Origin of the sequence: Thalassolituus marinus (assembly GCF_020320395.1) — a bacterium.
In the GTDB taxonomy this organism is placed as follows: domain Bacteria; phylum Pseudomonadota; class Gammaproteobacteria; order Pseudomonadales; family Oceanobacteraceae; genus Venatoribacter; species Venatoribacter marinus.
Genome location: NZ_JAEDAH010000099.1, coordinates 85,536 through 111,501, shown reverse-complemented (window position 1 = coordinate 111,501; position 25,966 = coordinate 85,536). Strand labels below are relative to the sequence as shown.

Sequence of the window (25,966 nt, the reverse complement as noted above, 5' to 3'; positions counted from 1 at the left end):
GTCACAGAGGTTTACAGGTTATGGGTAACCGTTTATCAAAAATTGCCACCCGCACCGGCGACCGCGGCGAAACCGGTCTTGGTGATGGCTCCCGTGTCAGTAAAAGCAGCGAGCGTATTCACGCCATCGGCGAGGTAGACGAATTAAATTCCTGGGTTGGATTATTGCGCGCCGAGCTGACTGGTGACGATGAACTGCAGCCGCTCTTGCATCAGATTCAGCACGACCTGTTTGATCTCGGTGGTGAATTATCGGTGCCAGGCTTCAACGCCCTGAATGAAGCACTGCTCACCGATATAGAAAATCAGCTGGAAATCCTGAACGACACACTGCCGCCACTGAAGGATTTTATTCTGCCTGGTGGCAGCCGCGCCGCTTCACTGGCTCATATGGTACGTACCGTATGCCGTCGTGCAGAACGGGCATTGGTAGCGCTGACTGAACATGAAGATATCAGTGGCCTGTCCCTTCAGTACCTGAATCGCTTATCCGACCTGATGTTTGTTATGGCGCGGGTACTGGCGCGGCGCGATAACGGCCAGGAAGTCCTGTGGCAAAGCCGTTATCAGAAGAAGGATCAGTGACACACAAAAAAAGAGCCTCAACTGAGGCTCTTTTTTCAGGTTATCAGTCAGGTCTAAACCCTGAACTGCTGTACCCGTTTCGCCAGGGCATCGGTCATCGACTGAGTTTCCCGAACGGCAGTCACAGTGCCTTCGGCGTTATCAGAGGTTTCCTGTCCGCTGTCACGAATGGCTTCGAGGTTGTTATCCAGATCCGACGCACTGCGTTTCTGCTCGTTGGCAGTAGTCACAATATGCGACGTTTTCGACTGAATATCGCCCATGCTGGTCTGAATTTCGTTCAGCGTGGTGCTTACCTGCTCAGAGTTCTCGACCGTACGCTCAACCATGGTTTTATTCACTTCCATGGTTTCCACTGCACTGACAATATTTCTCTGTACCTCGCTGATCAGACCTTCGATTTCCTGAGCCGAGCCCTGAGTACGGCTGGCAAGGGTTCGTACTTCATCCGCTACCACCGCAAAGCCACGGCCCTGTTCACCGGCACGAGCCGCTTCAATAGCCGCGTTCAGTGCCAGCAGGTTGGTTTGTTCAGCAATGCTCTTAATGGTTTCCAGAATGGTACTGATACTGGTCGAGTTTTCTGCCAGACGATTTACCGCTTCCATGGAATTCGACATTTCGTCCGACAGCCCTCGAACCTGATCCATTACCCGGGTCACAACCTTGCCGGCTTCATCCGATTTCTTCTGGCCGGTTTGCGCGGCATTTTCTGCTTCTTCCGCCAGTTGCGTCACAGTACCGGCGCGTTCTGCCATGGTACTGATGATATGTGAAACCTGATTGGTCTGGTCCAGCTGAATACGCACGGCTTCACGGCTCTGATTGGCAATATTTTCAACCTTATCGACATTGTGACTGACGGAGTCGGCTGTATCTTTTACCGCCGCCAGCGTCGAGCGAATATTGCTGATCATATCGTTGAAGGCATCGCGTAGCTGGCCCATTTCATCACGGCCGGAAAACTTAATGCTGTGGGTCAGATCACCCTGAGCAATGCTTTTCGCGGCCGATGAGAAACGCTTAATGGTGTAGCGAATCGACATAAAGAAGGCGAGATACAGATACACAATAATGGTCAGCGCTGCCAGCAATACCAGCGCCAGTACAGTAATACGACGCGTCTGCTCAGATAAGCGTACTTCCAGCTTGCGGGCAATCAGCGGATACACCAGATCGGATACCCGATGCAGCGGTTTTATCTGTTCGTTGTAGAAAGCATCAAATACATCCCAGGTTGACTCGATCTGAGATGCTGCAATGATTTCTTCATCGATTTTAAAGCGGATATTTTCCACCGCAGCTTTAGACTGCTCGGCGGAGGTAATCAGATCAGCATTACCAATGACTTTGGCATTGGCAATAATCAGCTCAATATCCGGCTCTGCGGTCAGCAACTGATCGTAGGTTGCATTCATCAGATCGTAAGTGGCTGACTGCAGATACTGCTCAACAAAAGCATAAATACCCGATGCGTGGCTCATACCTACCGTGGCATTAATTTCCGGCAGAGTATTGAGTACAACGGTCAGCCGCTGAATATCGCCATCTGCATCCAGTGAAATACCACTGGCTTGCATATACTGGCGTACCACCAGATAAAACTCGTCGATAATCAGCTGATAATACTTGTACTGGTCACGGAAGGTAGGCTGACGATGATCACCGTTCATCTTCAGGCGGCCAAGGTACTGTTCGCTCCAGCGAGTAAGCCAGCCGCGTAGTTCTTCATCTTCAACGCTGCTGATTAAGGCCGAGGCTTTTTCCGGTATGGAAGTCATCATAGCGGTGGCGCGGGCATTCAGCTCCGCTTCGCTTTTATGCGGTGCCACCGATGCCAGATCGCGGAATGTCTCCAGCTCGCGGGCAAAGGCAACCAGCTCGCGGCTGACATCCAGCCCCTGCATCTCGTTGCGGGTTTTTTCCAGCGACTCGAAAGCCGCCAGGAATACCTGGCCACTCAGAACCACCAGCGGCACCATAAACAAAAAGCTGATGATGCCGAATTTGGCGGCGTAGCTCAGCCTGCCCATCAGTTTGATGGCAGGCCACATCAGAGCTTTAAGCATAGACTCCTCACATATTGCTTATGCTTGTTTTTATTCGATCCCAGTGGGAACGGCTTGGCTTCCATGTGCTACATCAGGGTGTTTCTGAGATCCTCCAGACACCCAACCAGACTTTGTGAAAACCGCGCTGCTTCCGCACCATCAATGACCCTGTGGTCATACGACAGCGACAGCGGCAACATCAGACGGGGTTCAAAAGACGCTCCGTTCCAGACTGGTTGCATGGCCGATTTACTGAGCCCCAGAATCGCAACTTCTGGTGGTGAAACGATGGGGGTAAATGCGGTACCACCAATGCCACCGAGGCTCGACAAACTGAAACAGCCACCCTGCATATCTGATAAGGATAGCTTACCCTCACGGGCCAGCCCAGCTTTGTGACCCAGTTCCTGTGTGATTTCTGTAACTGACATCTGGTCAACGTTACGAATGACAGGTACCAGCAGCCCCTTTGGCGTATCCACCGCCACGCCGATGTTGACGTATTTCTTCAGAATCAGGGATTCGCCGTCTGCACTGAGTGAGGCGTTGAAGGATGGATATTCTTTCAGCGCCCAGGCCAGAGCCTTCATAACGAACGGCACAATGGAGAATTTAATTCCATCACGGGCAAAGCGCTGGTTCTGCAGCACTCGATAGGCTTCCAGCTCGGTAATGTCGGCCTGATCAAACTGAGTAACCTGTGGCACATTGAGCCACGCAGTGGTCATCGCACGGGCTGTCGCTCGCTTTATGTTGTTCAGTGCCACGGTTTCTGTTTCGCCAAACTGGCTGAAGTCGATGACCGGCACTGGAGGAATACCACTGCCAGTTGTGACACTGGCCACCGGCCCCTGCTTGAGAGCGGTTTTAACGAAGTTCTGTACGTCTTCCTTGGTTACCCTAGAGCGACGACCACTGCCTTTTACCAGCGCCAGATCGACGCCCAGTTCGCGTGCCAGCTTACGCACGGACGGACCGGCGTGAACCTCGGCGGATGATTCGCCCGCTAAGGCACCGCCATCGCTGCGGGCCACGGCGTCTGTTTTATTTGCGGCAGCTGGCGCTTGAGGAGCGACTTCGGCAGTGACAGACGAAGCGGCAGGCATGTCGGCCTTAGCGGCAGCCGGCGCACTGACCAGCACACGTACCATCGGTGCACCTTCCGCCAGCTTATCGCCGACACTGGCCAGCACTTCCAGAACCTTGCCACTGGCCTCCAGCGGAATTTCCATGCTGGCTTTATCGGATTCCAGTACCAGTACGGTATCGCCTTCACTGGCGTCATCACCGGCCTGCAGCAGCACTTCGATCACTTCGGCGCTACCACCGATATCGGGGACATTGAATACCTGCTCACTGGCAACCTCTGCTGCCTGGGCAACAGCTTGCGGTGCAGATAGGCTTGCCTGCTTTCCAGCTTCCTGTTTTTCGGCTTTGTCTGTTGGCGCAGCATCCGGCTCAGACACTGCAGCGTCAGCGCTGTTGATTTCACCATAGCTGTCACCGCTGCTGACCTTATCACCCACCTTAACGCTCAATGCGGTAATGGTACCGGCCTGCTCCAGAGGGATTTCCATCGTCGCTTTATCGGTCTCCAGCACCAGCGCGGGTTGCTCGGCTTCAACCTGATCACCAACCGCGACCAGTATTTCAATAATCTCAACCTGAGAAGCGCCGCCCAGATCCGGTATTACTAATGTTGTCATCGGCTCGTCCCTCAGCTGTACAGCGGATCTGGTTTAGCGGCATCAATGTTCAGCTCGTCGCGCCACTCTTGTAGTTGCGCCGGCTTCAGTTTGCCGTCTTCGACCAGAGCAACGGCCGCACTCCAGGCGACGTGTTGCCAGTCCACTTCAAAGAAACGACGCAGGTTCTCGCGCGAATCACTACGGCCAAAACCGTCGGTGCCCAGTACGTGATAAGCCCTGCCTTCAGGCATATAGGCACGAATCTGGTCCGCATACGCTTTCATATGATCCGTCGCCGCAACAAATGGACCTTCGCTGGCCGCCAACTGGCGAGTGACATAAGGCATTGGCGATTTTTCACCGGCCGACAGCATTTTTTCACGCTCACACGCCATACCATCACGACGCAGTTCATTAAATGAAGTAACGCTCCAGATATCGGCAATAATGCCTTTTCCGGTAAGCCAGTCGGCAGCCATTTCCACCTGACGCAGAATGGAGCCACAGCCCATCAACTGCACTCTTGGCGGATTTTTCGCCCGACCTTTTTTGCTTCCTTCGCGCAACCGGTAAATACCGCGGCGAATTCCCTCTTCGACGCCTTCCGGCATTGGTGGATGGGCATAGTTTTCATTCAGGCTGGTGATGTAATAGAAAACTTTTTCTTTTTTCTCATACATCCGCTTCAGGCCGTCCTGCACGATCACCGCCAGTTCGTAGGCATAAGTCGGATCGTAGCTGACACAGTTGGGGATAGTGGAAGCCAGAATATGACTGTGACCATCCTGATGCTGCAGGCCTTCACCGTTCAGTGTCGTGCGCCCCGACGTTGCACCAATCAGGAAACCCTGACACTGCATGTCGCCAGCGGCCCAGGCCAGATCGCCGACGCGCTGGAAGCCGAACATGGAGTAATAAATATAAAACGGAATCATGGCCAGACCGTTGGTGCTGTAGGAACTGGCAGCCGCCATCCAGGCGGCAAAGGCACCCGCTTCGTTGATGCCCTCTTCCAGAATGCGGCCTTTTTTATCCTCGCGATACACCATCACCTGACCGTGATCGACCGGCTCATATAACTGGCCTTCCGAAGAATAAATACCAATCTGGCGGAACAGCCCTTCCATACCAAAAGTGCGGGCTTCATCCGGCACAATTGGTACCACCCGCTCGCCCAGGGTTTTATCCTTGATTAACTGCGACATAATGCGCACGAACGCCATGGTGGTGGAGATTTCACGCTCACCCGTGCCTTCGGTCTGGGCCTTAAAGAAGTCAAGCTCAGGGGCTTTCAGCGCTGTCCAGTGTTCGTTGCGCTGCGGCAGGAAACCACCGAGTTTCTCCCGCTGTTTGCGCATATAAGTTAATTCCGGACTGTCTGACGGCGGCCGGTAAAATGGCAGATGCTGCAGGTCTTCATCCCGCACCGGAATATCGAAACGATCACGGAAGGCACGAATGCTTTCCAGATCAAGTTTTTTAACCTGATGGGCCTGGTTCTGACCTTCGGCTTCGGCACCCATGCCATAGCCTTTTACCGTATGCGCCAGAATCACAGTGGGCTGGCCCTTGTGATTAACCGCTGCGTGGTAAGCTGCAAACACTTTGTACGGATCATGGCCGCCGCGGTTAAGGCGGAAAATATCCTCATCAGACAGATCTTTAATCAGATCTTTCAGTTCCGGATACTTCTCGAAGAAATGCTCACGGGTGTATTTGCCACCCTTGGCTTTGTAGTTCTGATATTCGCCATCGACGGTTTCGTCCATGCGTTTCTGCATCACGCCCTTACGGTCTTTGGCAAACAGCGGATCCCAGTGGCGACCCCAGACGACTTTAATTACATTCCAGCCGGCGCCACGGAACTGACTTTCCAGTTCCTGAATAATTTTGCCATTACCCCGTACCGGGCCATCCAGCCGCTGCAGGTTGCAGTTGATAACGAAAATCAGGTTTTCCAGTTTTTCTCGACCGGCAAGACCAATAGCCCCCAGAGTTTCCGGCTCATCACATTCGCCATCACCAAGGAATGCCCACACTTTACGGCCCTTACGCGGCACCAGACCACGCGCCGACAGATAGCGCATAAAATGCGCCTGATAAATTGCCTGCAGCGGGCCTAAGCCCATAGAAACCGTCGGGAATTGCCAGTAATCCGGCATCAGTTTCGGGTGTGGATAAGACGACAGGCCCGGTGCCAGTGCTTCGCGGCGAAAGCGCTCCAGATCGCGCTCCTCAAAACGGCCTTCCAGATAGGAGCGGGCATAAATACCCGGCGCCACATGGCCCTGGTAATACAGCAGATCGCCCAGCGGCGAGACATCGCTGGCAGAATCCGGTGCCCGGAAGAAATGGTTAAAACCAACATCGTACAAGGTGGCGCTGGAGGCAAAACTGGAGATATGCCCCCCCAGATCACCGGCACCATCTTTATTGGCGCGCAGCACCATTACCAGTGCATTCCAGCGGATTAACGAACGGATGCGGCGCTCCATAAACAGGTCGCCCGGCATCGGTGCTTCGTTCTCGGGTGAAATGGTGTTGCGATAAGGCGTATTCAGCGCATAGGGCAGCGGCATGCCATCACGCGTGGCACGTTCGGCAATGCGTTCAATCAGGAAATGTGCCCGGTCTACGCCCTCGGCTCGAATCACCGAATGAATCGCATCGACCCACTCTTTTGTTTCCTGCGGATCAGGGTCGACCATAACTTCCTGATTTTTATTAGGTTCTTCCATAGCAATTCCTGGTTCAGGCGTAGTATTTATTTCAGTATAGTTAACGAAACCAGAAACAGACGTTCATCGTAATCCAACAGAGAAATGGCCTGAAATGAGTACTCAAGACGCGACAGACCGCCATCAGCAGAAAATGCAGAAACACAAAGAGAAGGTGGATGCGGCCATCGAACGTGCTCAGGAAGAGCGCGGTGTGATTATCGTGCTGACCGGCAACGGCAAAGGCAAAAGCAGTTCGGGCTTCGGCACCCTGATCCGTACTCTGGGTCACGGCTACAAGGCCGGTCTGGTGCAGTTTATTAAAGGCACCTGGGACTGCGGTGAAGCAAAAATTCTGTCTCAGCTGGATGGCCTCAGCCACGAAGTCATGGGTTCCGGCTTTACCTGGGAAACCCAGAGCAAAGAGAAAGACCAGCAGGCGTTTGACCAGGCATGGCCAAAAGCCAAAGCCATGCTGTCAGACCCGCAGCTGCGCACAGTAATGCTCGATGAAATTACCTACATGCTGTCGTACAAGCTGCTGAATTTTGACGATCTGAAAGAAGCACTGATCAATCGCCCCCCTATGCAGAATGTGATTCTGACGGGCCGCGGCGCGCCAACGGCACTGCGTGAGCTGGCCGATACCGTGACTGATATGAAAATGGAAAAGCATGCGTTTAAAGCCGGCGTCAAAGCCCAGCCCGGTATTGAATGGTAAGCTGACCACCGTGCCTGCTGCTGTGCAGCGGGCATTTTCTTTACTGCTCCCTCTTTTGCTTCTCCCCTGTTAAAAAACTGTAACCTCGCTGACACAGATGCTGGCCAGAATCGCCCCCGATTTCTCACCTTACTGAACGGGGCAATTTATGAAAATCAGCCGTCGTCGTTTCCTGACGTCTACCGGGGCCGGGGTTGCCGGAACCACCGCTCTGACACTGCCGGGCATGAGCCTTGCGATGAGCAGCACACCAGAAGAATCCACACTGAACTCGGGGGAATTCCATTACGGTGTTGCCAGTGGTGACCCGCGCCAGGACCGCGTGATTATCTGGACCCATTTCCAACCGGAAATTGTTATGCCGGTCACTGTTGAATGGCGTGTGGCCAGCGATGCCGCCATGAGTGATGTGGTGCGCAGCGGCGAATTCCGCACCGATGCTTCACGCGACTTTACCGTCAAGGTCGACGTTGATGGTCTGTTGCCGGGCAAGCAGTATTTTTATCAGTTTAATGTGCAGTCAAAATACTCGGTAATCGGTCGCACCAAAACTGCAGCGGCCGGCGATATCGATCAGGCGCGTTTCGCAGTGGTGTCCTGTTCCAGCTACGCCCACGGCTATTTTAATGTGTACAGCGCAGTGGCCGGTCGTCGTGATCTGGATGCCGTTGTACACCTCGGTGACTATCTGTACGAGTACGGCCAGAACGAATACGACGAGCTGCTGCTGCGCAGCAAACGTTATCTCGCACCGTCACACGAGATTGTCAGCTTGTCGGACTACCGCCGCCGTCATGCCTGGTACAAACTCGATGATGACTTACAGGCCGCCCATCAGAACCATGCGTTTATTACCGTATGGGATGACCACGAATTTGCTAACGACTCCTACGTCGATGGCGCTGAAAACCACAACGATGGTGAAGGCGACTGGGAAGTGCGTAAAGCCGCAGCCAAACAAGCGTATTTCGAATGGATGCCAATTCGCGAAAATACCGACGGCAGCATCTCCCGCACCCTGAGCTACGGCAACCTGCTCGATCTGATCATGCTCGACACCCGAATCGAAGGTCGTGTAATTCAGCCGTCCGGCAGCGATAAGCAGACCGAAGCAAAAGACAGCAACCGTACATTGCTCGGTTTTGAGCAGGAAGCATGGCTGCACAATCAACTGTCAGCCAGTCAGGCACGCTGGAAAGTACTGGGCCAGCAGGTGATGATCGCCCAGCGCTATTTTATCAACCTGCCGGATCATTTTGGTGGTGGTGCTTCATTGTGGCTGGATGGCTGGGATGGCTATGCCGCTGGCCGTGATCGCTTGCTGACGCATATTCGTCAGAACCGTATCGATAACACCGTCATTCTGACCGGTGATGTTCACAGTTCATTCGCGTCGGATATCAGTGATGATCCGTACGATTGTGACAACTACGACCGCACCACTGGCGAAGGCTCTCTGGCGGTTGAATTCGTTACGCCATCGGTGACATCACCCGGTTTTCCGCCGGTCATCGCCGAAGCCGGTGCCGATACCATTATGAACGCCAGCCCGCACATCAAGTACGCAGAGCTGCGCGCCCATGGTTTTATCCTGCTGACCGTCACACCACAAGCCACTCAGGCTGACTGGTACTACGTGCCACAAATCCTGCAGCCGTCTGCCGATTATTATCATGGCCGCAGTTATCGCACACGCGATGGTCAGAACCGGGTAGAGGCAGTAGAACAACCGCTGCTGTAAGCGCTCCCTCTCAGACATGCGCTGCCTGCAGTAAATGACACGTCGTCAATTGCTGCAGGCTTTTTCAGCGCTGCCCAGGTGTGCTGTCACAAAGGCTGACCATAGCCGTATGCGGTAATCACTTTTTGCGCCTGCGCACTGCGCAGGAAGCGCATAAATTGCTGCGCAGCAGCGTTATCTTTTGCCCGACTCAGCAAAACCGCATCCTGCAATACCGGTTTGTGTAAGCTGTCCGGCACCCGCCAGACGCTGCCCTGACGTACTTCTCCATCGACCATAACCTGCGACTGCGCGACAAAACCCAGCTCCGCATTGCCGCTCTGAACGAAATGCCAGGTCTGCGCAATATTTTCGCCCATCACCCATTTGTCTTGTGTCGATTCACTGATGCCCAGCGCCGCCAGTGTCTCGGCTGCTGCCTGCCCATAGGGTGCCAGACGCGGATTCGCCAGCGCCAGATGACGAAAATTACCGGCCATTAACCGGGCCTTAACATCAGCAGCATCACTCAGCGACCAAAGCACCAGCTGACCACGGGCATAAGTAAAGCGACTATCTGCCAGCCCATGACCCGAGGCGATCAGCGCCGCTGGCTTTTGCTGGTCGGCTGACAGAAAAATATCAAACGGCGCACCATGCTGAATCTGCGCCAGTAATTTACCCGATGAACCACTGATAATATCCATCCGAATACCGTGTTGCTGAGCGAACTGATCGGCGAGCACTTTGGCTGGCTGTACAAAATTCGAAGCCACGGCCACCCTCAGCGCCTCGGCATAACTCAGATTAAATGCCAGCAGCGACAGAAAAAATACAAGTCCGCGTTTCATCATCCGATGAAGTTTCCTGTTATCAATAAGCAAAAAAAGGGCATAAAAAAGCGGAGACTAACCTCCGCTTTTTTATCAGGCGTCGTCGAAAACCAGCTCCGCGCCGGGATGAAACTGGTCGCTGCCATACAGCTCTGACAACAGCTTGGCCTCACCGTTCGGCTGCACCATACGGGCATGATGACGGGTTAATTTACGCGGTTCGTCAACGCCACAGGAGTGAGCAATAATACCGACTTCCTGCAGCATAGTTTCAACGAAATGCGCAACCCTGGCCGCTTTATCTGCCGGAACCAGACCGCGCTGCAAGCGTGGATTATGAGTGGTAATACCCGTCGGGCAGGTATTTTTATTACACTGAAATGCCTGGATACAGCCCAGTGCAAACATAAAGCCGCGAGCGCTGACGACAAAATCGGCACCAACACACAAAGCCCAGGCGACACGGTCCGGCGTAATCAGTTTACCGGAGCAGATCACGCGGATACGCGGGCGCAGATTAAATTCATCAAGAACATCCACCAGCATGGGTAGGGCCTGAGCCAGTGGCAACCCCATATAATCCATTAATGCCTGTGGCGCAGCACCGGTGCCACCTTCGGCACCATCCAGAGTAATAAAATCCGGAGCACTTTCAGGACCGCGCATCTGAATCGCGCGGCACATATCGCGAATCCAGTTGATGTCGCCAATTACCGTTTTAAAGCCGGTGGGCTTACCCGTTACCGAACGAACCCGGGCAACCATATCCAGTAAGTCATCGACTGAACGAATTTCCGGGTGACCATTGGGGCTGATCGAATCTTCGCCCACCGGAATATGACGAATAGCGGCAATTTCTTCAGTCACTTTTTCACCGGGCAGAATGCCGCCCTTGCCCGGCTTGGCACCCTGACTCAGTTTGATTTCAAACATGCGTACCTGCTCGTGTGCCGCAGCAGCACGCAGCTTATCGTCGTCTAACTCACCGAAATCGTTACGTACCCCGTATTTAGCGGTACCGATCTGAAATACCACATCACAGCCGCCCTCCAGATGATAAGGAGACAAGCCACCTTCACCTGTGTTCATCCAGCATCCGGCCAGTTTTGCCCCGGCCGACAATGCACGTACTGCCGGCTTCGACAAGGCACCGTAACTCATACCGGAAACGTTAATAATGGATGACGTGGTGTACGGCGAACGACAATGCTCGCCAATCGTCAGCGGGCGCGATTCAGCGAATTCTTTTTTCAGCGCCGGAAACGGGCTGTTCACAAAAATGACGGTACCCGGTACATCCAGGCGGCGGGTTGAGCCGAAGGCAATGGTGGTGTTTTCTTTTTTCGCGGCACGATAAACCCAGCTACGCTCGGCGCGGTTAAAAGGCATTTCCTCACGATCCATGGCAAAGAAATACTGGCGGAAAAACTCGCCCAGATGCTCGAATACATAGCGAAAACGGCCTATGACCGGAAAGTTGCGGCGCACGGTATGGCGCGTCTGACGAACGTCAATAATGTAGGCAACGATAACCCAGGCAACAATGGCCAGCGTCAGTGTTGTCAGCAATCCCAGCAGAACGATCATGCCATAGGCGGCTATGGTAAAAATCTGATCACTCATTCCTTACTCCGTGGTGCCTGCAGAAGAATCCGCCAAGCTTAGTGTTTTATCGGCAAAGTGTCATGACATCGGCCATGCTACCTGGAAAAAAGGCAAAAAAAAGAGAGCAGAATCTGCTCTCTAAGGCGGAAAGACATCCATGCTGAACCATCGATCGGGTGCTGCGATCAAATTAGTGCCAGGACTCTTCTCACCGTCTCCTGGCAGACGGGGGTCCGTTACGCCGTCGGCGTGATGTTCTTGACGTTCTTGGCAGTGAAGTAAGCAAAACCACCTTCCACATCGCCGACTTCTACGCGGTTTGGCGACAGAGGTGAACTTTTGATGGCGGCAATATAGAGGCCGTGGCTGGCCACCAGATTTTTGTCGACATCATTGAAATGAGGTTGTGAGAACGCGAAGGTCTTACGCTCGCAGTCGCGCTCAAGAGTCAGAATCAACTGGGCATCGGTCAACTCATTAGCACGTGAATAGTTCACGTAAGTGACCCGGTAACCCTGATCGAATTCGTATAAGTATTGATCGAGTGTTTGGCGACTGATGCTCATGTATGAAAAAACCTGTATCGGTGATCTGCTGGATTACTTTAGGTTTAGTCGCTAAAACGAGGGCCCGCAATGCGCAATAACACAAATCTACAGACTTTCCTGACCTGTCAGATTTCAGTTACCCGAATGGTACTTTTTCCTGCAAATTCAATAGATTGCCAGTTATGACAGGTGTCAAACTTTTGGATAGTTACAGGCTGGCAACAAGAACTTACAAAGGACGGCGCAGTTGGCCCGTTACAACAATACGGGCCAGAAAAAATACGCGACTAGCGACCAGCTTCGATCGCTAATGCGGCCTGGATGTCAGGATAGTCAAATTGAAATTGATGGCTCTGTAATACGCCGGGAACAACCCACTGCCCCTGCAACAAAAGACAGGACATTTCACCGAACAAAATCCTGGCGATCAGCGCAGGCATAGGCATCAGTGCTGGTCGCTTCATTGCTGCTGCCAGCGACTCGGTAAACTCACGGTTGGATACCGGCATTGGCGCGGTCATATTCACCGGCCCTTCAATCTCGCTGCCGAGTAGCCAGTGCACTGCCTTACGGTAGTCACTGAGATGAATCCACGACAACACCTGCTCGCCATCACCGATGATGCCGCCCAGCCCGATACGGAACGGCAGCCACAGGCGCTTAAGCATGCCGCCATGTCGTCCCAGTACGATGCCAGTACGGAGTATGACCAGACGCTCACTCATTGACGCCAGATCTGCAGCTGCCAGCTCCCAGTCCTGACACAACTGCGCAGCATAATCCTGTCCGCCAGGTGCCTGCTCCGATAACGGCTGACTGTCGCTCCCATCGAAGCCGCCGTACCAGCCAATGGCAGACCCCGATAACACCACGCGAAAGCACTGACCACTGTCCTGCGCCCAGCTCACCAGTTCACGGGTAAGATCAACGCGGCTTTCGTACAGCTGGCGTTTGCGTTGCTGGCTCCAGCGCTGGTCGGCAATGCCTTCACCAGCCAGGTTAACCAGTACCGAAAAATGATCGCGCAGGGTGTGCACGTCGTCGGTCGCGGCGACCCGCCCCTGCCAGCGACGCTCCACCCAGCCAGGACGGCGCGAGAGCACGGTGACCTGATGGCCCTGAGCGAGCCAGTCATCCACCAGTGCCTGACCGATAAATCCACTACCACCGGTAATCAGAATATGGTCCTGCATATGCCCTCCTCCGCCACTATCGGCGTGATCAGAACTGCTCGGCGGTCATCGCCATCAGACTGTCTTTACCGCTCTCGATCTCCGCCATCAGTGCCAGACTCTGCGGCAGGATGCGATCAATAAAGAATTGCCCTGCAGCCAGTTTAGCCTGATAGAAGTCGGTTTCGGTACTTCCGGCATCCAGTTGCTGACGGGCCACCAGCGCCATACGGCTCCAGAAGAACGCCACCGTAGTCAGAGCAAACAGACGCAGGTAAGGCGTTGCCGCAGCACCGGCCTGTTCACGGTCGGTCATGCCGTTCTGCATCAACCACAAAGTGGCTTTTTGCAGACGCTCCAGCGCGGCCTTCAGTGCACCAGCGTAAGGGGCATCCGGATGTTCTTTAAGGAAGCCATCGACCATGGCAAAGAAGCGTTTCACCGAACGACCGCCGTTCATACCCATTTTACGACCCACCAGGTCCAGCGCCTGAATACCGTTGGTACCTTCATAGATACGGGTAATACGCGCATCGCGCACGAATTGCTCCAGCGGCCAGTCCTGGGTAAAACCAGAGCCACCCATCAGCTGCAGACCATCGTTGGCACAGAAGAAACCTTCATCGGTAAGGAATGCCTTCACCACCGGCGTCAGCAGTTGCACCATGTCGTCGGCACGCTCACGCGCCTCTTCGTCAGCACCGTGCTGAGAGATGTCCAGCTGCATCACGGTGTAGTATGCCAGCGCCCGGCAGCCTTCAATGGTGGCTTTCTGGCGCAGCAGCATACGGCGAACATCAGGATGCACGATAATCGGATCGGCAGCCTGATCCGGAGCCTGCGGACCTGCCAGTGAGCGGCTCTGCAGACGCTCCTTAGCAAAACCCAGCGATACCTGATACGCCGCTTCAGCCAGCCCCAGCCCCTGAATGCCCACCATCAGTCGGGCACTGTTCATCATTACGAACATGGCCTGCAGACCTTTATGCGCTTCGCCAATCAGCCAGCCTTTGGCACCTTCGAAATTCATTACACAGGTGGCAGAACCACGGATACCCATCTTATGTTCCAGGCCACCACAGAAGGCGGTATTGCGACTGCCATCCGGCAGTACTTTAGGCACCAGGAACAGCGAGATACCTTTCGAACCACCCGGCGCATCCGGCAGTTTGGCCAGCACCAGATGTACGATGTTGTCAGTCAGATCCTGCTCGCCGCCGGTAATCCAGATTTTGGTGCCGGTTACCGCGTAGGAACCGTCTGCCTGCGGCTCCGCTTTGGTGCGGATCAGACCCAGATCGGTACCGCACTGCGGTTCAGTCAGACACATGGTGCCGGTCCACTCACCGCTGATCAGGCGTGGCAGGTAGTAGTCCTTTTGTTCGTCGGTGCCATAGCTGAGCAACGCATTCACCGCACCGTGGGTCAGACCCGGGTACATCCCCAGCGACAGGTTGGCGGAGCACATCATCTCTTCGGCAACTGTATTCAGCAGATGTGGCATGCCCTGACCACCGTATTCAAGCGGCGACGACAATGCGGTCCAGCCGTTTTCAGCAAACTGCTTGTAGGCCTCCCTGAAACCGTCCGGCGTTTTTACCGACTTGGTTTCCGGATCGTACACGCAGCCCTGGCGGTCGCCCGGTACGTTGGTTGGTGCGATCACGTTCTGGGTCAGCTTCGCGCCTTCGTTCAGCATGGCATCCATGATGTCGCGGGTGGCGTCTTCGTAGCCCGGCAGTGCCGGCAGCACCTCATCGCTGTGCAGAAGCTCGTACAGGACAAACTGCATTTCACGTAATGGGGCCAGATAACTCATAGTGTTACTCCTCAGATAACGCCGCTGTGACATGAATCAGCGGCTTGATAACAAGTGTCGTCGCTAAATAGTTATACATTAGTTATACACGCACAACAAAACATGTACAATAGGCGTCCGCTTACTCAGGAGTTCTGTATGGCTCATATCGCTGTTATTGGTGCAGGCCTGGCGGGCCTGACTGCGACCCAACAGCTGGCGACTGCCGGCCACCAGGTCACCGTGTTTGATAAAAGCCGCGGTTCCGGCGGGCGCATGGCAAGCAAGAAAGTGGGCGATGCCAGCTGGGACATGGGCGCTCAGTTTGCCCGTGCACACTCAGCAGACTTCGCCCGGCAACTGGCAGAGTGGTCACATCTGGGCGTAATACAGCCGTGGCAACCGCAGATTGCCAGTGTTTCCCGGCAAGGTGTTCAGGCATCGGCAGATGACGTGCGTCGTTATGTGGGGATGCCACGCATGACCGGCCTCAGCCGCCACTTGCTGGCCAGCGCTCACCACTTTGAAGCCTCTACCCGTATCGTCGATAACCGCCAGCTGGACAATGATCAGTGGTTGCTGGAAGCGGAGGACGGCCGCCATTTTGATGGCTTCGACGCTCTGATCATTAACACACCACCACAACAGGCAATTCCCCTGTTGTCACACAGCCCGCAACTGCAGCAGCGCTGCAGCACAGTAGCAATGAGCCCATGCTGGACCCTGCTACTGGCCACGGAAGATCTGCCACAGCTACCGGATGCTGCCTTTATTGAGGAAGGGCCACTGGCCTGGGTGGCGAGAAACAACAGCAAACCCGGACGTGAACCGGGCGAAAGCTGGGTTCTGCAAGCCAGCCATAGCTGGAGCGATGAACACCAGGACGCGCCACGCGAAGAGGTAATGCATCAGTTACTTGAAGCCTTTGGAGCGATCTTTAAACTGTCGGAGTTTAAGATCATGAATCATTGGTTGCACCGCTGGCTGTACGCAATTCCTAACAACCCGCTGAGCGAAACCTGCCTCAGTGACCGGCAGCGCAAACTGGCGGTCTGTGGCGACTGGTGTGGCGGCCGCAGTCTGGAGGCGGCCTGGATCAGTGGCCGCTCAGCCGCCACCGAATTACTGCAACAACTCAACTGAACGAGTCGATATGTCTGATACGCAACGCGCTTCTCTGCTGCTGGCCCACGGCAGTTCTGACCCCCTGTGGCTGGAGCCATTCAATCACCTGCTGGCGCAGATTCGTGACCAGCTGAAGGATTCCGGCAGCCGTGTCGAAATGGCGTATATGGAATTGGCTGAGCCCTCCATGACGGGGCAGATTCGCACCCTGGCTGCGGAAGGTATCCGCCATATTGATGTGCTGCCGCTGTTTTTCGCCGCAGGCCGTCACCTGCGCAAAGACGTACCGGCGATGATCGACGCTGTGCAGCAGGAGCTGGCCAGTGAAGGACACATACTGGAGATCAACCTGCACAAACCGGTTGGCCTGGAGCCGGAAGTTGCCAGCGCCATCAGCCAGGTCGTTATACGTCAGGTGCGCTGAGCAGCGCATCTGATCCATCCGTAACCGTCCCCTCGCCACCGTTCCTATACAAAGAAGTGTAAATACTTATACAAAAGTGTTTGACTTGTACAACCTGATGCCGCTTAAATAAATCTTATACATAAAGTGGTGCAGGAGTTATACAAATGGGTCAGTCACTGCCTCTTCGTCCGGCTTCGCCGGCGCGTATCCCGGTCGGTATCAGCGCTTGCCTGATGGGTCAGCCTGTACGCTTTAACGGTTCACACAAACGTTCGCGCTTCTGTACCGATACGCTCAGCGAGTACTTCGACTATGTGTCCCTGTGCCCTGAAGTGGCGATCGGCATGAGCATTCCGCGTGAACCGATCCGCCTGGTGTCTGACAACAGCGCCAGCACCGAAGTGCGCGCCGTAGGCGTCGATGATCCGTCGCAGGACGTCACCGATGCTCTGATCGACTACGCCCATGAACAAGCCAGCAAACAGACTCAGCTGTGTGGCTACATCTTCATGCAGAAAAGTCCCAGCTGCGGCCTGTTCAACGTTAAGCGCTACCTGAAAAACGGTCATCCGGAAGGCACCACCATGGGCGTGTATGCCAAAGCGTTCAGCGAAGCGAACCCGCTGCTGCCAGTGGAAGAAGCCGGTCGCCTGAATGACGCCGCCCTGCGTGAGAACTTCCTTACCCGGGTATTCACCTATCACGACTGGCAACAGTTTCGCGCTCAGGGCATTACCGCCCGTGGCCTGATTGATTACCACTCACGCTACAAGTATCTGGTAATGGCCCACAGCCTGGTGCACTACAAATCCATAGGGCGCATCCTCGCCAACCTACGCGAGCGTGATATTAACGACGTTGCCGACGAGTATTTCCGCCAGCTGATGACAGCACTGGCCAAACCCGCCAGCCGTAAAATGCACACCAATACCCTGATGCACCTGCAGGGCTATCTGAAGAACTTCCTGAGCAGTGGCGATAAAGCCGAACTGAGTCGTCTGATCGACGAGTACAGGCGGGGCATTGTGCCCCTTATCGTGCCGCTGACATTGCTGAAACATCACCTCAATCATCACGAGGAGATCGATAGTTACGCCCGCCAGCAGGTGTATCTAGATCCGCATCCTTATGAACTGGGATTGAGGAACGCGCTGTGAACAGACTGGATGATGTGCACGCATACCCCATCCGGGAATTTGCGCGCCTGACCAACGTAAACCCAGTCACCTTGCGTGCCTGGGAACGACGCTACGGCATCATCCGTCCTGAGCGTACTGAAAAAGGTCATCGTTTTTATACCGAGCAGCACATCCAGCAGGTACGCAACATTCTGTACTGGCTGGATCAGGGCTATCCCATACGCCAGGTGAAGTCGCTGCTGAAAGACGACGCGCCACGTGGCATGCAGGAAGAAGATGACGAATGGACCGAACGCCGTGCGCGATTGCTGAATGCCGCCACTCAGTTGTCGATGCATCAGCTGGATAAATTATGGAGCGACGGCTTTTCCAGTTACCCGGTCGCCGTCTATTTCGACTTCTGTTTATTACCGGTTATCCGCAGCCTGCGTGCCGACAGCTCACATCCGGCCATTGTAAAAGGCTTCGAATATGCACTGAAACAGAAGCTGAGCAGCTTGCTGCATATGCAGCAACTGGCCTGTTCCGGCGACAGTGTCCTCTGTTGCTGTACCCACCCATTAGCCGAGCTTTCGACTCTCGCCGCAGCCTGTGCACTGGGCGGAGCAGAATATCAGGTTGATTATTTCGGGCCCGAACTGAGTAGCGAAGATGCAGGCTACCTCAGTGAAAGCGGTCGCTGGCAAGCGTTATGGCTGCAATTTCACCCACTGGTTGAAGACACCACAGAACAGCGCTGGACCGAACAATTAAGCAGCAGTGAACTGGCACTGTATTGCAGTGACCTTAGTGATAGCTGCAACAGCCAATCCAAACAAATCAGGGCGATGAAAGGCTCTCTGTCACAACAGATCCGCCAGTTTATTCAGTGCCAGAAACAAGGAGATATGCAATGAACAGACTGATGTGGTTTCGCAGCGATCTGCGTGTACGTGACAACCCGGCCCTGTGGCACGCCTGTCAGCAGTCGCAACCAGTCATCGGCCTGTATTTTATCTGCGAACAACAATGGCAGAAACACGGCCTAGGCCCGCGCCGGATCAACCTGATGAAAGCGCGTGCACAAGAGCTTAAAAAACAGCTGGCCGAATTAAATATTCCGCTGATTATTCTTGCCGCCGACGATTTCACTCACAGTACCGACATTCTGAAAGCACTGATTTCAGACCTCAGTATTGCTGCCGTGAATTTTAATATTGAATACGAAATTAACGAACGTCAGCGCGATTATCACGTCAGCCGCTGGCTGCGTGAGCAGCAGATTGAAGTTAATAAATTTCACGATCAGTGTCTGTTGCCACCGGGGGATGTGCGTACCAAAACGGATCAGCCTTTCCGGGTTTTTTCGCCGTTTAAGCGCGCCTGGCTACCGAAAGCAGATGACGCAATCAGCGCACCGTTCGGCACACCAACCGCCCTTCCGCAGTCTGCACAGGCACTGCTGCGTCTTCTGCCTGCTGACAGAGAGCCTTACCAGCATACAGCACAGTCAGATAATTTATGGTCGGTCGATGAAAATAACGCCCACGATAAACTCGAGCGTTTTATCGATGAACAGATAAAAGCCTACAAAACGCTGCGTGACCTTCCGGACACCGACGCCACCAGTCGCCTGTCGTTTGAACTGGCGCTGGGCATACTGTCGCCGCGCCAGTGTTTCTATGCCGCCATGCAAAAAAATCATGGCTTACTCGCTGGCGGCAATCAGGGCATTGACTGCTGGATCAGTGAATTAATATGGCGTGAATTCTATCGCCATTTACTGGTCGCCTACCCAGAGCTGTGCAAACACCGGGCATTTAAACCGGAAACTGAGCAATTGCAGTGGCGTCAGGCGGACGAAGATTTTGCCGCCTGGTGCGAGGGACGTACCGGTTATCCGATTGTCGACGCCGCGATGAAGCAACTGCTTGAGCAAGGCTGGATGCATAACCGCCTGCGTATGATAACCGCGATGTTTCTGACCAAACACCTGCTGATCGACTGGCGCCGCGGTGAAGCCTTCTTCAACTACTGGCTGGTTGATGCCGATCTAGCTTCCAACAATGGCGGCTGGCAGTGGAGTGCATCAACCGGTGCCGATGGCGCGCCCTATTTCCGCATTTTTAACCCCACCAGTCAGTCAGAAAAATTTGACGCCGATGGCCGCTTTATCGCCCGCATGCTGCCGGAGCTTGCAGCCCTACCGGCACCATCCCGTCACAACCCTGATGCTTTCAGTCGTCAGCAGGTGGGGTACCCACAACCCATTGTCGATCATAAAGCCGGACGCGAGCGTGCGCTGGCCGCATTTAAAAATCTCACCCCAATTGAAGAGGGCGAATAACATGATCACCGGCCTGAGAAAACAGGATATTCTGCGCTGGTTTGACAGCCATGCCGGTTCAGAACAGCCGATGACCAGCACCGAGTTCAACTGGGTGCGGGTTATTCCTTTTATCTTTTTACACCTTGCCTGTCTGGCGGCCTTTTACACCGGGGTCAGCACGACAGCGATAGTGGTTTGTCTGGGCCTGTACTGGCTACGCCTTTTCGCGATTACCGCCTTTTACCACCGTTATTTTTCTCATAAATCGTTTTCGGCCAATCGCTTCTGGCAATTTATCTTTGCATTGCTGGGCAATATGTCGGCCCAGCGTGGACCTCTGTGGTGGGCTGCTCATCATCGTGCACACCATCAGTATTCCGATACAGAACAGGACCTGCACTCGCCGGTTAAACGTGGCTTCTGGTGGAGTCATGTTGGCTGGTTTACCTGTGACGCCTCCTTTCGTACCAATATGAAACGCATTGGTGATTTTGCCCGCTTTCCGGAACTGGTGTGGCTCGACCGCTTTGATGCCTTCGCACCTTTGCTGCTGGTTTGCCTGTTGTTTGGCGCTGGTGAGATTCTGGCAACCACCCATCCGCAACTGGAAACCACAGGCCTGCAACTGGTGGTGTGGGGCTTCTTTATTTCTACAGTATTGCTGTTTCACTCCACCGTGACGATTAATTCACTGGGCCACATATGGGGTAAAAAACGCTTCGCCACTGAAGATGACAGCCGTAACAATGCGTTTCTTGCACTGCTCACTCTGGGGGAAGGCTGGCACAACAACCATCATCGCTGGCCGGCATCGGCACGTCAGGGCTTTTACTGGTGGGAAGTGGATATTACGTACATGGTGCTGAAAGCCATGAGCTGGCTGCGCATTATCCGCGACCTGCGCCCTGTTCCCGCACATATTCTTGCTGAAGGCCGCCAGGCCATGGAGAAACACCATGGCTGAGCAGGCTAAACGATTTTCTGAGCTCTACCAAAAGCTCAACCGTGACACCGTAAGCGAGCCATTACTGGGTTCGGTTTATCACCCGGCGATAGAGTTTTCCGATCCGTTTCACAGTATTCAGGGTCTGGAACAACTGACCCGCTATTTTGCCGAGCTGTACCTCAACGTCAGCCATATTCATTTCGAGTTTGGCGCTATTTACGAAAACGGTGACAGCAGCATGCACCGCTGGCAAATGACGTTCGTTCATCCGCGCATTGCCGCTGGCAAACCAGTCACCGTACGCGGTTGTTCAGAACTGCACTGGCAAGATGGGCTGATTATTCGCCACGAAGATTTCTTCGACGCTGGCGCCATGCTTTACCAGCACTTGCCGCTACTGGGCTGGTTAATTCGCCAGGTGAGGAGACGAATGCAATGAAAGCACTGCCACTGGAACAACAGGTTATCTGGCTCACTGGCGCGTCCACCGGCATTGGTGAGGCTCTGACACAGGCGTTAGCCGGACGTTGCAAACGCCTTTACATCAGCGCCCGTAATGAACAGAAACTGCAGCAACTGGCGGCCGGTCAGAAGCACATTATTCCTTGCCCTGCTGACGTGACCAGCGAGCAGGAATTACAAACGGTTGCTGCCCGCATTGAACAGGAATGCGGTCAGCTGGATATGCTGATTACTAACGCCGGCACCTGCGAATATGTGGATGCCGGTGCACCAGATCCCGCCATGTTCAGGCGGGTAATGGACACCAATTTCATGGGAACCATCAATGCCATAAGTGCGGCATTGCCCTTACTGAAGAAGAGTTCGCGCGCCATGATTGCCGGTGTCAGCAGCAGCGTTACCGCACTGGCAATGCCAAGAGCACAGGCCTACGGAGCCAGTAAAGCAGCGGTCACTCATTGTTTGCAGAGTTTTGCCGCCGACCTGCATACACACGGCATTGATGTATCAGTCATCTCACCCGGTTTTGTGCGTACACCGCTGACCGACGTTAACGATTTTCCGATGCCTTTTCTGATTGAAGCCGATGAAGCCGCCCGGACCATCATTGACGGACTCGAGCGACGTCAGCGTGACATTCATTTTCCTAAACGTTTCACCCTGGCACTGCGCCTGCTGGGTCTGCTGCCGGAAGCCTTACGTTTCCGCATCAGCAGAGCTATGAGTCGCCAGAATAACAACCCGCGGAAACTCAGCTCATGAAAGAAAAAATAGCCATTATCGGATCCGGAATTTCCGGCCTGACCTGCGCCTGGTTGCTGCGGGAAAAATACGACGTTCATCTGTTTGAGGCCAACGACTACATCGGTGGTCACACCCAGACAACCGATGTCGACGTTGATGGTGTTACATACCCGGTAAATACCGGCTTTATTGTTTTCAACGACTGGACCTACCCGAACTTTATTCGCCTGATGGAACGTCTGGGCGTACCTACCGAAGCTTCGGATATGAGCTTCAGCGTCAAAAGTGAAGCCAGCGGGCTGGAATATAACGGTCACACACTGAACACCCTGTTCTCACAACGACGTAATATTTTTAATCCGGCCTTCTGGTTCATGATTAAAGACATTCTGCGTTTTAACCGTGAAACCCGAGCGGAGTTAGCCGACGGCAGTATCAGTAGTGAGGAAACGCTGGGCAGCTATCTGAAACGCAAAAATTACGGGCGCTACTTCTGTCAGTACTACATTATCCCGATGGGCGCGGCGATCTGGTCAGCCAGTGAAGATATGATGATGGAGTTTCCGTTGTATTTCTTCCTGCGTTTTTTCAATAACCACGGCATGCTCAGTGTAGATGAACGCCCGCAGTGGCGGGTTGTCAGTCAGGGTTCACAATCCTACGTGCGCCGTATTCTGCTGGACCTGCCACAGCATCAGGTTCATGTGTCGACTCCGGTACACCGCATTACTCGCTCAGAGCAATCCGTGACTATTCATTCCAGCCGTGGCGAAGAAAGTTTCAGTCAGGTTATTTTTGCCTGCCACAGCAATCAGGCGCTGGCCATGCTGGAGGATGCCAGTGACGATGAACAGGCAATTCTCGGTGCTATTCCCTATCAGCCAAACGATGTGGTTCTGCACACCGATGCTTCTGTACTGCCACAGAAGAAACTGTCATGGGCAGCCTGGAATTACCATATAGGGCGAAATAAACAGGAAACGGTAGCGGTTACCTATTACATGAATCGCCTGCAGAATTTCCATCACTGCCCGGTGGATTTCTGTGTCACGCTGAATAAGTCTGCCGATATTGATGACAGCAAGGTCATTCGTCGTTTCACGTATGACCATCCGGTATTCACCCTCGAAGGCATGAAGGCACAACGCCGCCACGCTGATATCAGTGGACGTAACCGCACCCACTACTGCGGTGCATACTGGTTCAACGGTTTTCATGAAGATGGTGTGGTCAGCGCCTTGCGTGTCACTGACGCCCTGGGAGTATCCCTGTGAGCGATCACAGTGCCATTTATCAGGGCTGGGTGCGGCACCGCCGCTTCACCCGCGCAGGCAACAGTCTGCGCTATCAGGTGTTTATGGTGCTGCTCGATCTGGATGAGGTTGAAACTGTTTTCAGTCGCCATGCCTGGTGGAAGGTGGGTCGTGGCGGGCTGGCACTGGCACGTTTTTTACGTGGCGATTATTTTGCCGCCGATAAAGCGCTTAACGACTCGGCAGAAGACCTTAAGCACCGGGTACAGGATGCGTTTGAGCAGCAAAGCGGTGAGCGCCCTGAGCGTATTTGCCTGCTGACCAACCTGCGCTATTTCGGCTACATCATTAATCCGGTGAGCTTTTATTACGGCTACCGAAAAGATGGTTCCCTGTGTGGCATTGTGGCGGAAATCACCAATACCCCCTGGGATGAACGTCATCACTATACCCTGCTGGCCGATAAATCAGATCGTCCATCAACAGCCATTGAACCCTTTCGTACCATAGTCGGCTCTGCGCTGCGCTATGAGTATCGCTTCGCCAAAAGCTTTCACGTATCACCATTTAATCCGCTGGATATGCAGTATCGCTGGGTACTGCAGGACCCGGCCGATGACCTGCTGATTCATATGGATACGCTGAACCGGGACGGCCACAGAGATATGGATGCCACCATGCGTCTGCAACGTCTGCCCTTTACCACAGCCAGTATGGGTGCCGTGTTACGACGCTATCCATTTATGACACTGAAAGTTTTCTGGGGCATTTACTGGAATGCTCTCAAGTTATGGCTACGCCGTAGCCCGTTTTACGATCACCCCGAAAGCGATAATAAAAACCTTAAGAAACCCGATGCCGCCAGCGGCAAGGAGCGCATATCATGAAAACTCTGTCTGTTAACGCTGCGAATATTCACTGGCTCGACCGCATCTGTCGCAATGGCCTGTTCGCAACCTTAAATAAATTGCATACAGGCCGACTGACAGTGATTGAAGCCGACGGCCAGACAACCTTCGGCGAGGCAGATAGCTCCGGGCTGAATGCCACTCTGCATATCCATGACTATGAGGCCTATCGCAATATTGCTCTCAGCGGCAGTGTCGGTGCGGGTGAGTCGTACATGACCGGCGACTGGAGCAGTGACGATCTGCCAATGCTGGTACGCCTGCTGGCACGTAATAATGATGTAGTCGACGAAATCGACGGTGGCCTTGCCAATATAGGGAAAGCGTTTCTGCAGATTTTTCACTACTTCAATCGTAATACTGAAAAAGGCTCGCGCCGCAATATTGCCGCTCACTACGATCTTGGCAACGACATGTTTGAGTTGTTTCTTGATCCGACCATGATGTATTCCAGTGGTATTTTTCCACACCAGGATGCCAGCATGGAGGAAGCATCGCTATACAAGCTGCAGCGCATCTGTCAGAAGTTACAACTGAAAGAATCAGATCACCTGATTGAAATTGGTACCGGCTGGGGCAGCATGGCTATTTATGCAGCGAAGCATTATGGCTGCCGCGTAACCACCACAACCATTTCCGAAGAACAGTACGCCTGGGCCGAACGACGTATCGCCGAAGAAGGCCTCGGCGACCGTATTACACTGTTAAAGCAGGACTACCGTGCGCTGGAAGGCCAGTTCGACAAACTGGTGTCCATAGAAATGATTGAGGCCGTTGGCTATCAGTATCTGCCGGTGTATACCGAAACCATTTCACGCTTACTGAAGGACGATGGTATTGCCCTGATTCAGGCCATCACCATTGATGATCAGCGCTATCACCAGGCACGTAAAGAAGTCGATTTTATTAAGCGTTACATTTTTCCCGGCAGTTTCATCCCCTGTGTTACCGCCATTACCCAGGCATTCACAGCATCTTCTGATATGAAAATGATTCATATGGAAGACATCACACCACACTATGCCCGTACACTGGCCGCCTGGCGTTCAGACTTTCTGAAAAATCAGGACGAAATCAGAAAACTTGGCTATGACGATACCTTTATCCGTCTGTGGGATTTCTATTTTTCCTACTGCGAAGGTGGCTTTGCCGAGCGCGTAATCGGTGATGTGCAACTGATGTTTGCCAAACCACTGAATCGTCGTGAGCCTGTCCTTGGTGGTCTGCAGGACTGACGT

At 53.8% G+C, this 25,966-nt stretch carries 22 protein-coding genes; 14 read left to right on the top strand and 8 right to left on the bottom strand.

Features of this window, described 5'->3' with window-relative positions; genetic code table 11:
- Window positions 1–20 precede the first annotated feature (20 nt).
- Window positions 21–584, top strand: a complete 564-nt coding sequence (locus tag I9W95_RS16345; protein ID WP_225676821.1) for a cob(I)yrinic acid a,c-diamide adenosyltransferase — start codon at window positions 21–23, stop codon at window positions 582–584.
- A 53-nt stretch (window positions 585–637) separates the two neighbouring features.
- Here the strand turns inward: I9W95_RS16345 and I9W95_RS16340 are convergent, their stop codons facing one another.
- The 3 genes from I9W95_RS16340 to aceE all read right to left on the bottom strand — a co-directional run bounded on the left by I9W95_RS16340 (window position 638) and on the right by aceE (window position 7,061).
- A complete protein-coding gene (locus I9W95_RS16340) occupies window positions 638–2,653 on the bottom strand; it encodes a methyl-accepting chemotaxis protein (protein ID WP_225676819.1) in 2,016 nt (671 codons plus the stop codon).
- Between the two features lie 68 nt (window positions 2,654–2,721).
- Window positions 2,722–4,341, bottom strand: a complete 1,620-nt coding sequence (locus tag I9W95_RS16335) for a dihydrolipoyllysine-residue acetyltransferase (protein WP_225676817.1) — start codon at window positions 4,339–4,341, stop codon at window positions 2,722–2,724.
- An 11-nt stretch (window positions 4,342–4,352) separates the two neighbouring features.
- Window positions 4,353–7,061, bottom strand: a complete 2,709-nt coding sequence (gene aceE, locus I9W95_RS16330) for a pyruvate dehydrogenase (acetyl-transferring), homodimeric type (protein ID WP_225676815.1) — start codon at window positions 7,059–7,061, stop codon at window positions 4,353–4,355.
- A 94-nt stretch (window positions 7,062–7,155) separates the two neighbouring features.
- On the opposite strand from aceE, the gene cobO reads away from it, so the two are divergent.
- Window positions 7,156–7,761, top strand: a complete 606-nt coding sequence (gene cobO / locus I9W95_RS16325) for a cob(I)yrinic acid a,c-diamide adenosyltransferase (RefSeq protein ID WP_225676813.1) — start codon at window positions 7,156–7,158, stop codon at window positions 7,759–7,761.
- 148 nt (window positions 7,762–7,909) lie between these two features.
- A complete protein-coding gene (locus tag I9W95_RS16320) occupies window positions 7,910–9,502 on the top strand; it encodes an alkaline phosphatase D family protein (protein WP_225676811.1) in 1,593 nt (530 codons plus the stop codon).
- A gap of 86 nt (window positions 9,503–9,588) precedes the next feature.
- Here the strand turns inward: I9W95_RS16320 and modA are convergent, their stop codons facing one another.
- The 5 genes from modA to I9W95_RS16295 form a co-directional block, all read right to left on the bottom strand.
- Window positions 9,589–10,335, bottom strand: coding sequence for a molybdate ABC transporter substrate-binding protein (modA, locus tag I9W95_RS16315; RefSeq protein WP_225676809.1), 747 nt, complete (start codon window positions 10,333–10,335; stop codon window positions 9,589–9,591).
- A 72-nt stretch (window positions 10,336–10,407) separates the two neighbouring features.
- Window positions 10,408–11,937 carry an FMN-binding glutamate synthase family protein gene (locus I9W95_RS16310; protein ID WP_225676806.1) on the bottom strand — a complete coding sequence of 510 codons (1,530 nt, stop codon included), beginning with the start codon at window positions 11,935–11,937 and terminating at the stop codon, window positions 10,408–10,410.
- A gap of 218 nt (window positions 11,938–12,155) precedes the next feature.
- The gene (locus I9W95_RS16305; protein WP_225676804.1) at window positions 12,156–12,485 is read right to left on the bottom strand and encodes a hypothetical protein; all 330 of its coding nucleotides are present in this window, start codon (window positions 12,483–12,485) and stop codon (window positions 12,156–12,158) included.
- Between the two features lie 269 nt (window positions 12,486–12,754).
- The gene (locus I9W95_RS16300) at window positions 12,755–13,660 is read right to left on the bottom strand and encodes a TIGR01777 family oxidoreductase (RefSeq protein ID WP_225676803.1); all 906 of its coding nucleotides are present in this window, start codon (window positions 13,658–13,660) and stop codon (window positions 12,755–12,757) included.
- Window positions 13,661–13,688: 28 nt separating this feature from the next.
- Complete coding sequence (locus I9W95_RS16295; protein WP_225676801.1) at window positions 13,689–15,458, bottom strand: acyl-CoA dehydrogenase C-terminal domain-containing protein; 1,770 nt, start codon at window positions 15,456–15,458, stop codon at window positions 13,689–13,691.
- A 138-nt stretch (window positions 15,459–15,596) separates the two neighbouring features.
- Between I9W95_RS16295 and I9W95_RS16290 the strand changes: the two genes are divergently transcribed.
- From I9W95_RS16290 to I9W95_RS16240, 11 genes are all read left to right on the top strand, one after another.
- Window positions 15,597–16,580 (top strand): NAD(P)/FAD-dependent oxidoreductase, encoded by a 984-nt coding sequence (locus I9W95_RS16290; RefSeq protein ID WP_225676799.1) that lies wholly within the window; start codon window positions 15,597–15,599, stop codon window positions 16,578–16,580.
- Window positions 16,581–16,590: 10 nt separating this feature from the next.
- Window positions 16,591–16,986: a sirohydrochlorin chelatase gene (locus I9W95_RS16285; RefSeq protein ID WP_225676797.1), complete on the top strand. Its 396-nt coding sequence runs from the start codon at window positions 16,591–16,593 to the stop codon at window positions 16,984–16,986.
- Between the two features lie 146 nt (window positions 16,987–17,132).
- The gene (locus I9W95_RS16280; RefSeq protein ID WP_225676796.1) at window positions 17,133–18,125 is read left to right on the top strand and encodes a YbgA family protein; all 993 of its coding nucleotides are present in this window, start codon (window positions 17,133–17,135) and stop codon (window positions 18,123–18,125) included.
- Window positions 18,122–19,003, top strand: coding sequence for a MerR family transcriptional regulator (locus tag I9W95_RS16275; protein WP_225676794.1), 882 nt, complete (start codon window positions 18,122–18,124; stop codon window positions 19,001–19,003). Before I9W95_RS16280 ends, I9W95_RS16275 begins: the two co-directional genes overlap by 4 nt.
- Entirely contained in the window at window positions 19,000–20,433 is a 1,434-nt protein-coding gene (gene phrB / locus I9W95_RS16270; protein WP_225676792.1) for a deoxyribodipyrimidine photo-lyase, read from the top strand. Before I9W95_RS16275 ends, phrB begins: the two co-directional genes overlap by 4 nt.
- 1 nt (window position 20,434) lies before the next feature.
- Complete coding sequence (locus I9W95_RS16265; protein WP_225676790.1) at window positions 20,435–21,379, top strand: acyl-CoA desaturase; 945 nt, start codon at window positions 20,435–20,437, stop codon at window positions 21,377–21,379.
- Complete coding sequence (locus I9W95_RS16260) at window positions 21,372–21,800, top strand: nuclear transport factor 2 family protein (protein WP_225676788.1); 429 nt, start codon at window positions 21,372–21,374, stop codon at window positions 21,798–21,800. The genes I9W95_RS16265 and I9W95_RS16260 overlap by 8 nt, the downstream gene beginning before the upstream one ends.
- Complete coding sequence (locus I9W95_RS16255; RefSeq protein WP_225676786.1) at window positions 21,797–22,585, top strand: SDR family NAD(P)-dependent oxidoreductase; 789 nt, start codon at window positions 21,797–21,799, stop codon at window positions 22,583–22,585. The genes I9W95_RS16260 and I9W95_RS16255 overlap by 4 nt, the downstream gene beginning before the upstream one ends.
- Window positions 22,582–23,841 carry an NAD(P)/FAD-dependent oxidoreductase gene (locus I9W95_RS16250; RefSeq protein WP_225676784.1) on the top strand — a complete coding sequence of 420 codons (1,260 nt, stop codon included), beginning with the start codon at window positions 22,582–22,584 and terminating at the stop codon, window positions 23,839–23,841. Before I9W95_RS16255 ends, I9W95_RS16250 begins: the two co-directional genes overlap by 4 nt.
- On the top strand, window positions 23,838–24,707 hold the full coding sequence (locus I9W95_RS16245) for a DUF1365 domain-containing protein (protein ID WP_225676782.1): 870 nt from the start codon (window positions 23,838–23,840) through the stop codon (window positions 24,705–24,707). Before I9W95_RS16250 ends, I9W95_RS16245 begins: the two co-directional genes overlap by 4 nt.
- On the top strand, window positions 24,704–25,963 hold the full coding sequence (locus I9W95_RS16240) for an SAM-dependent methyltransferase (RefSeq protein WP_225676781.1): 1,260 nt from the start codon (window positions 24,704–24,706) through the stop codon (window positions 25,961–25,963). Before I9W95_RS16245 ends, I9W95_RS16240 begins: the two co-directional genes overlap by 4 nt.
- Window positions 25,964–25,966 lie beyond the last annotated feature (3 nt).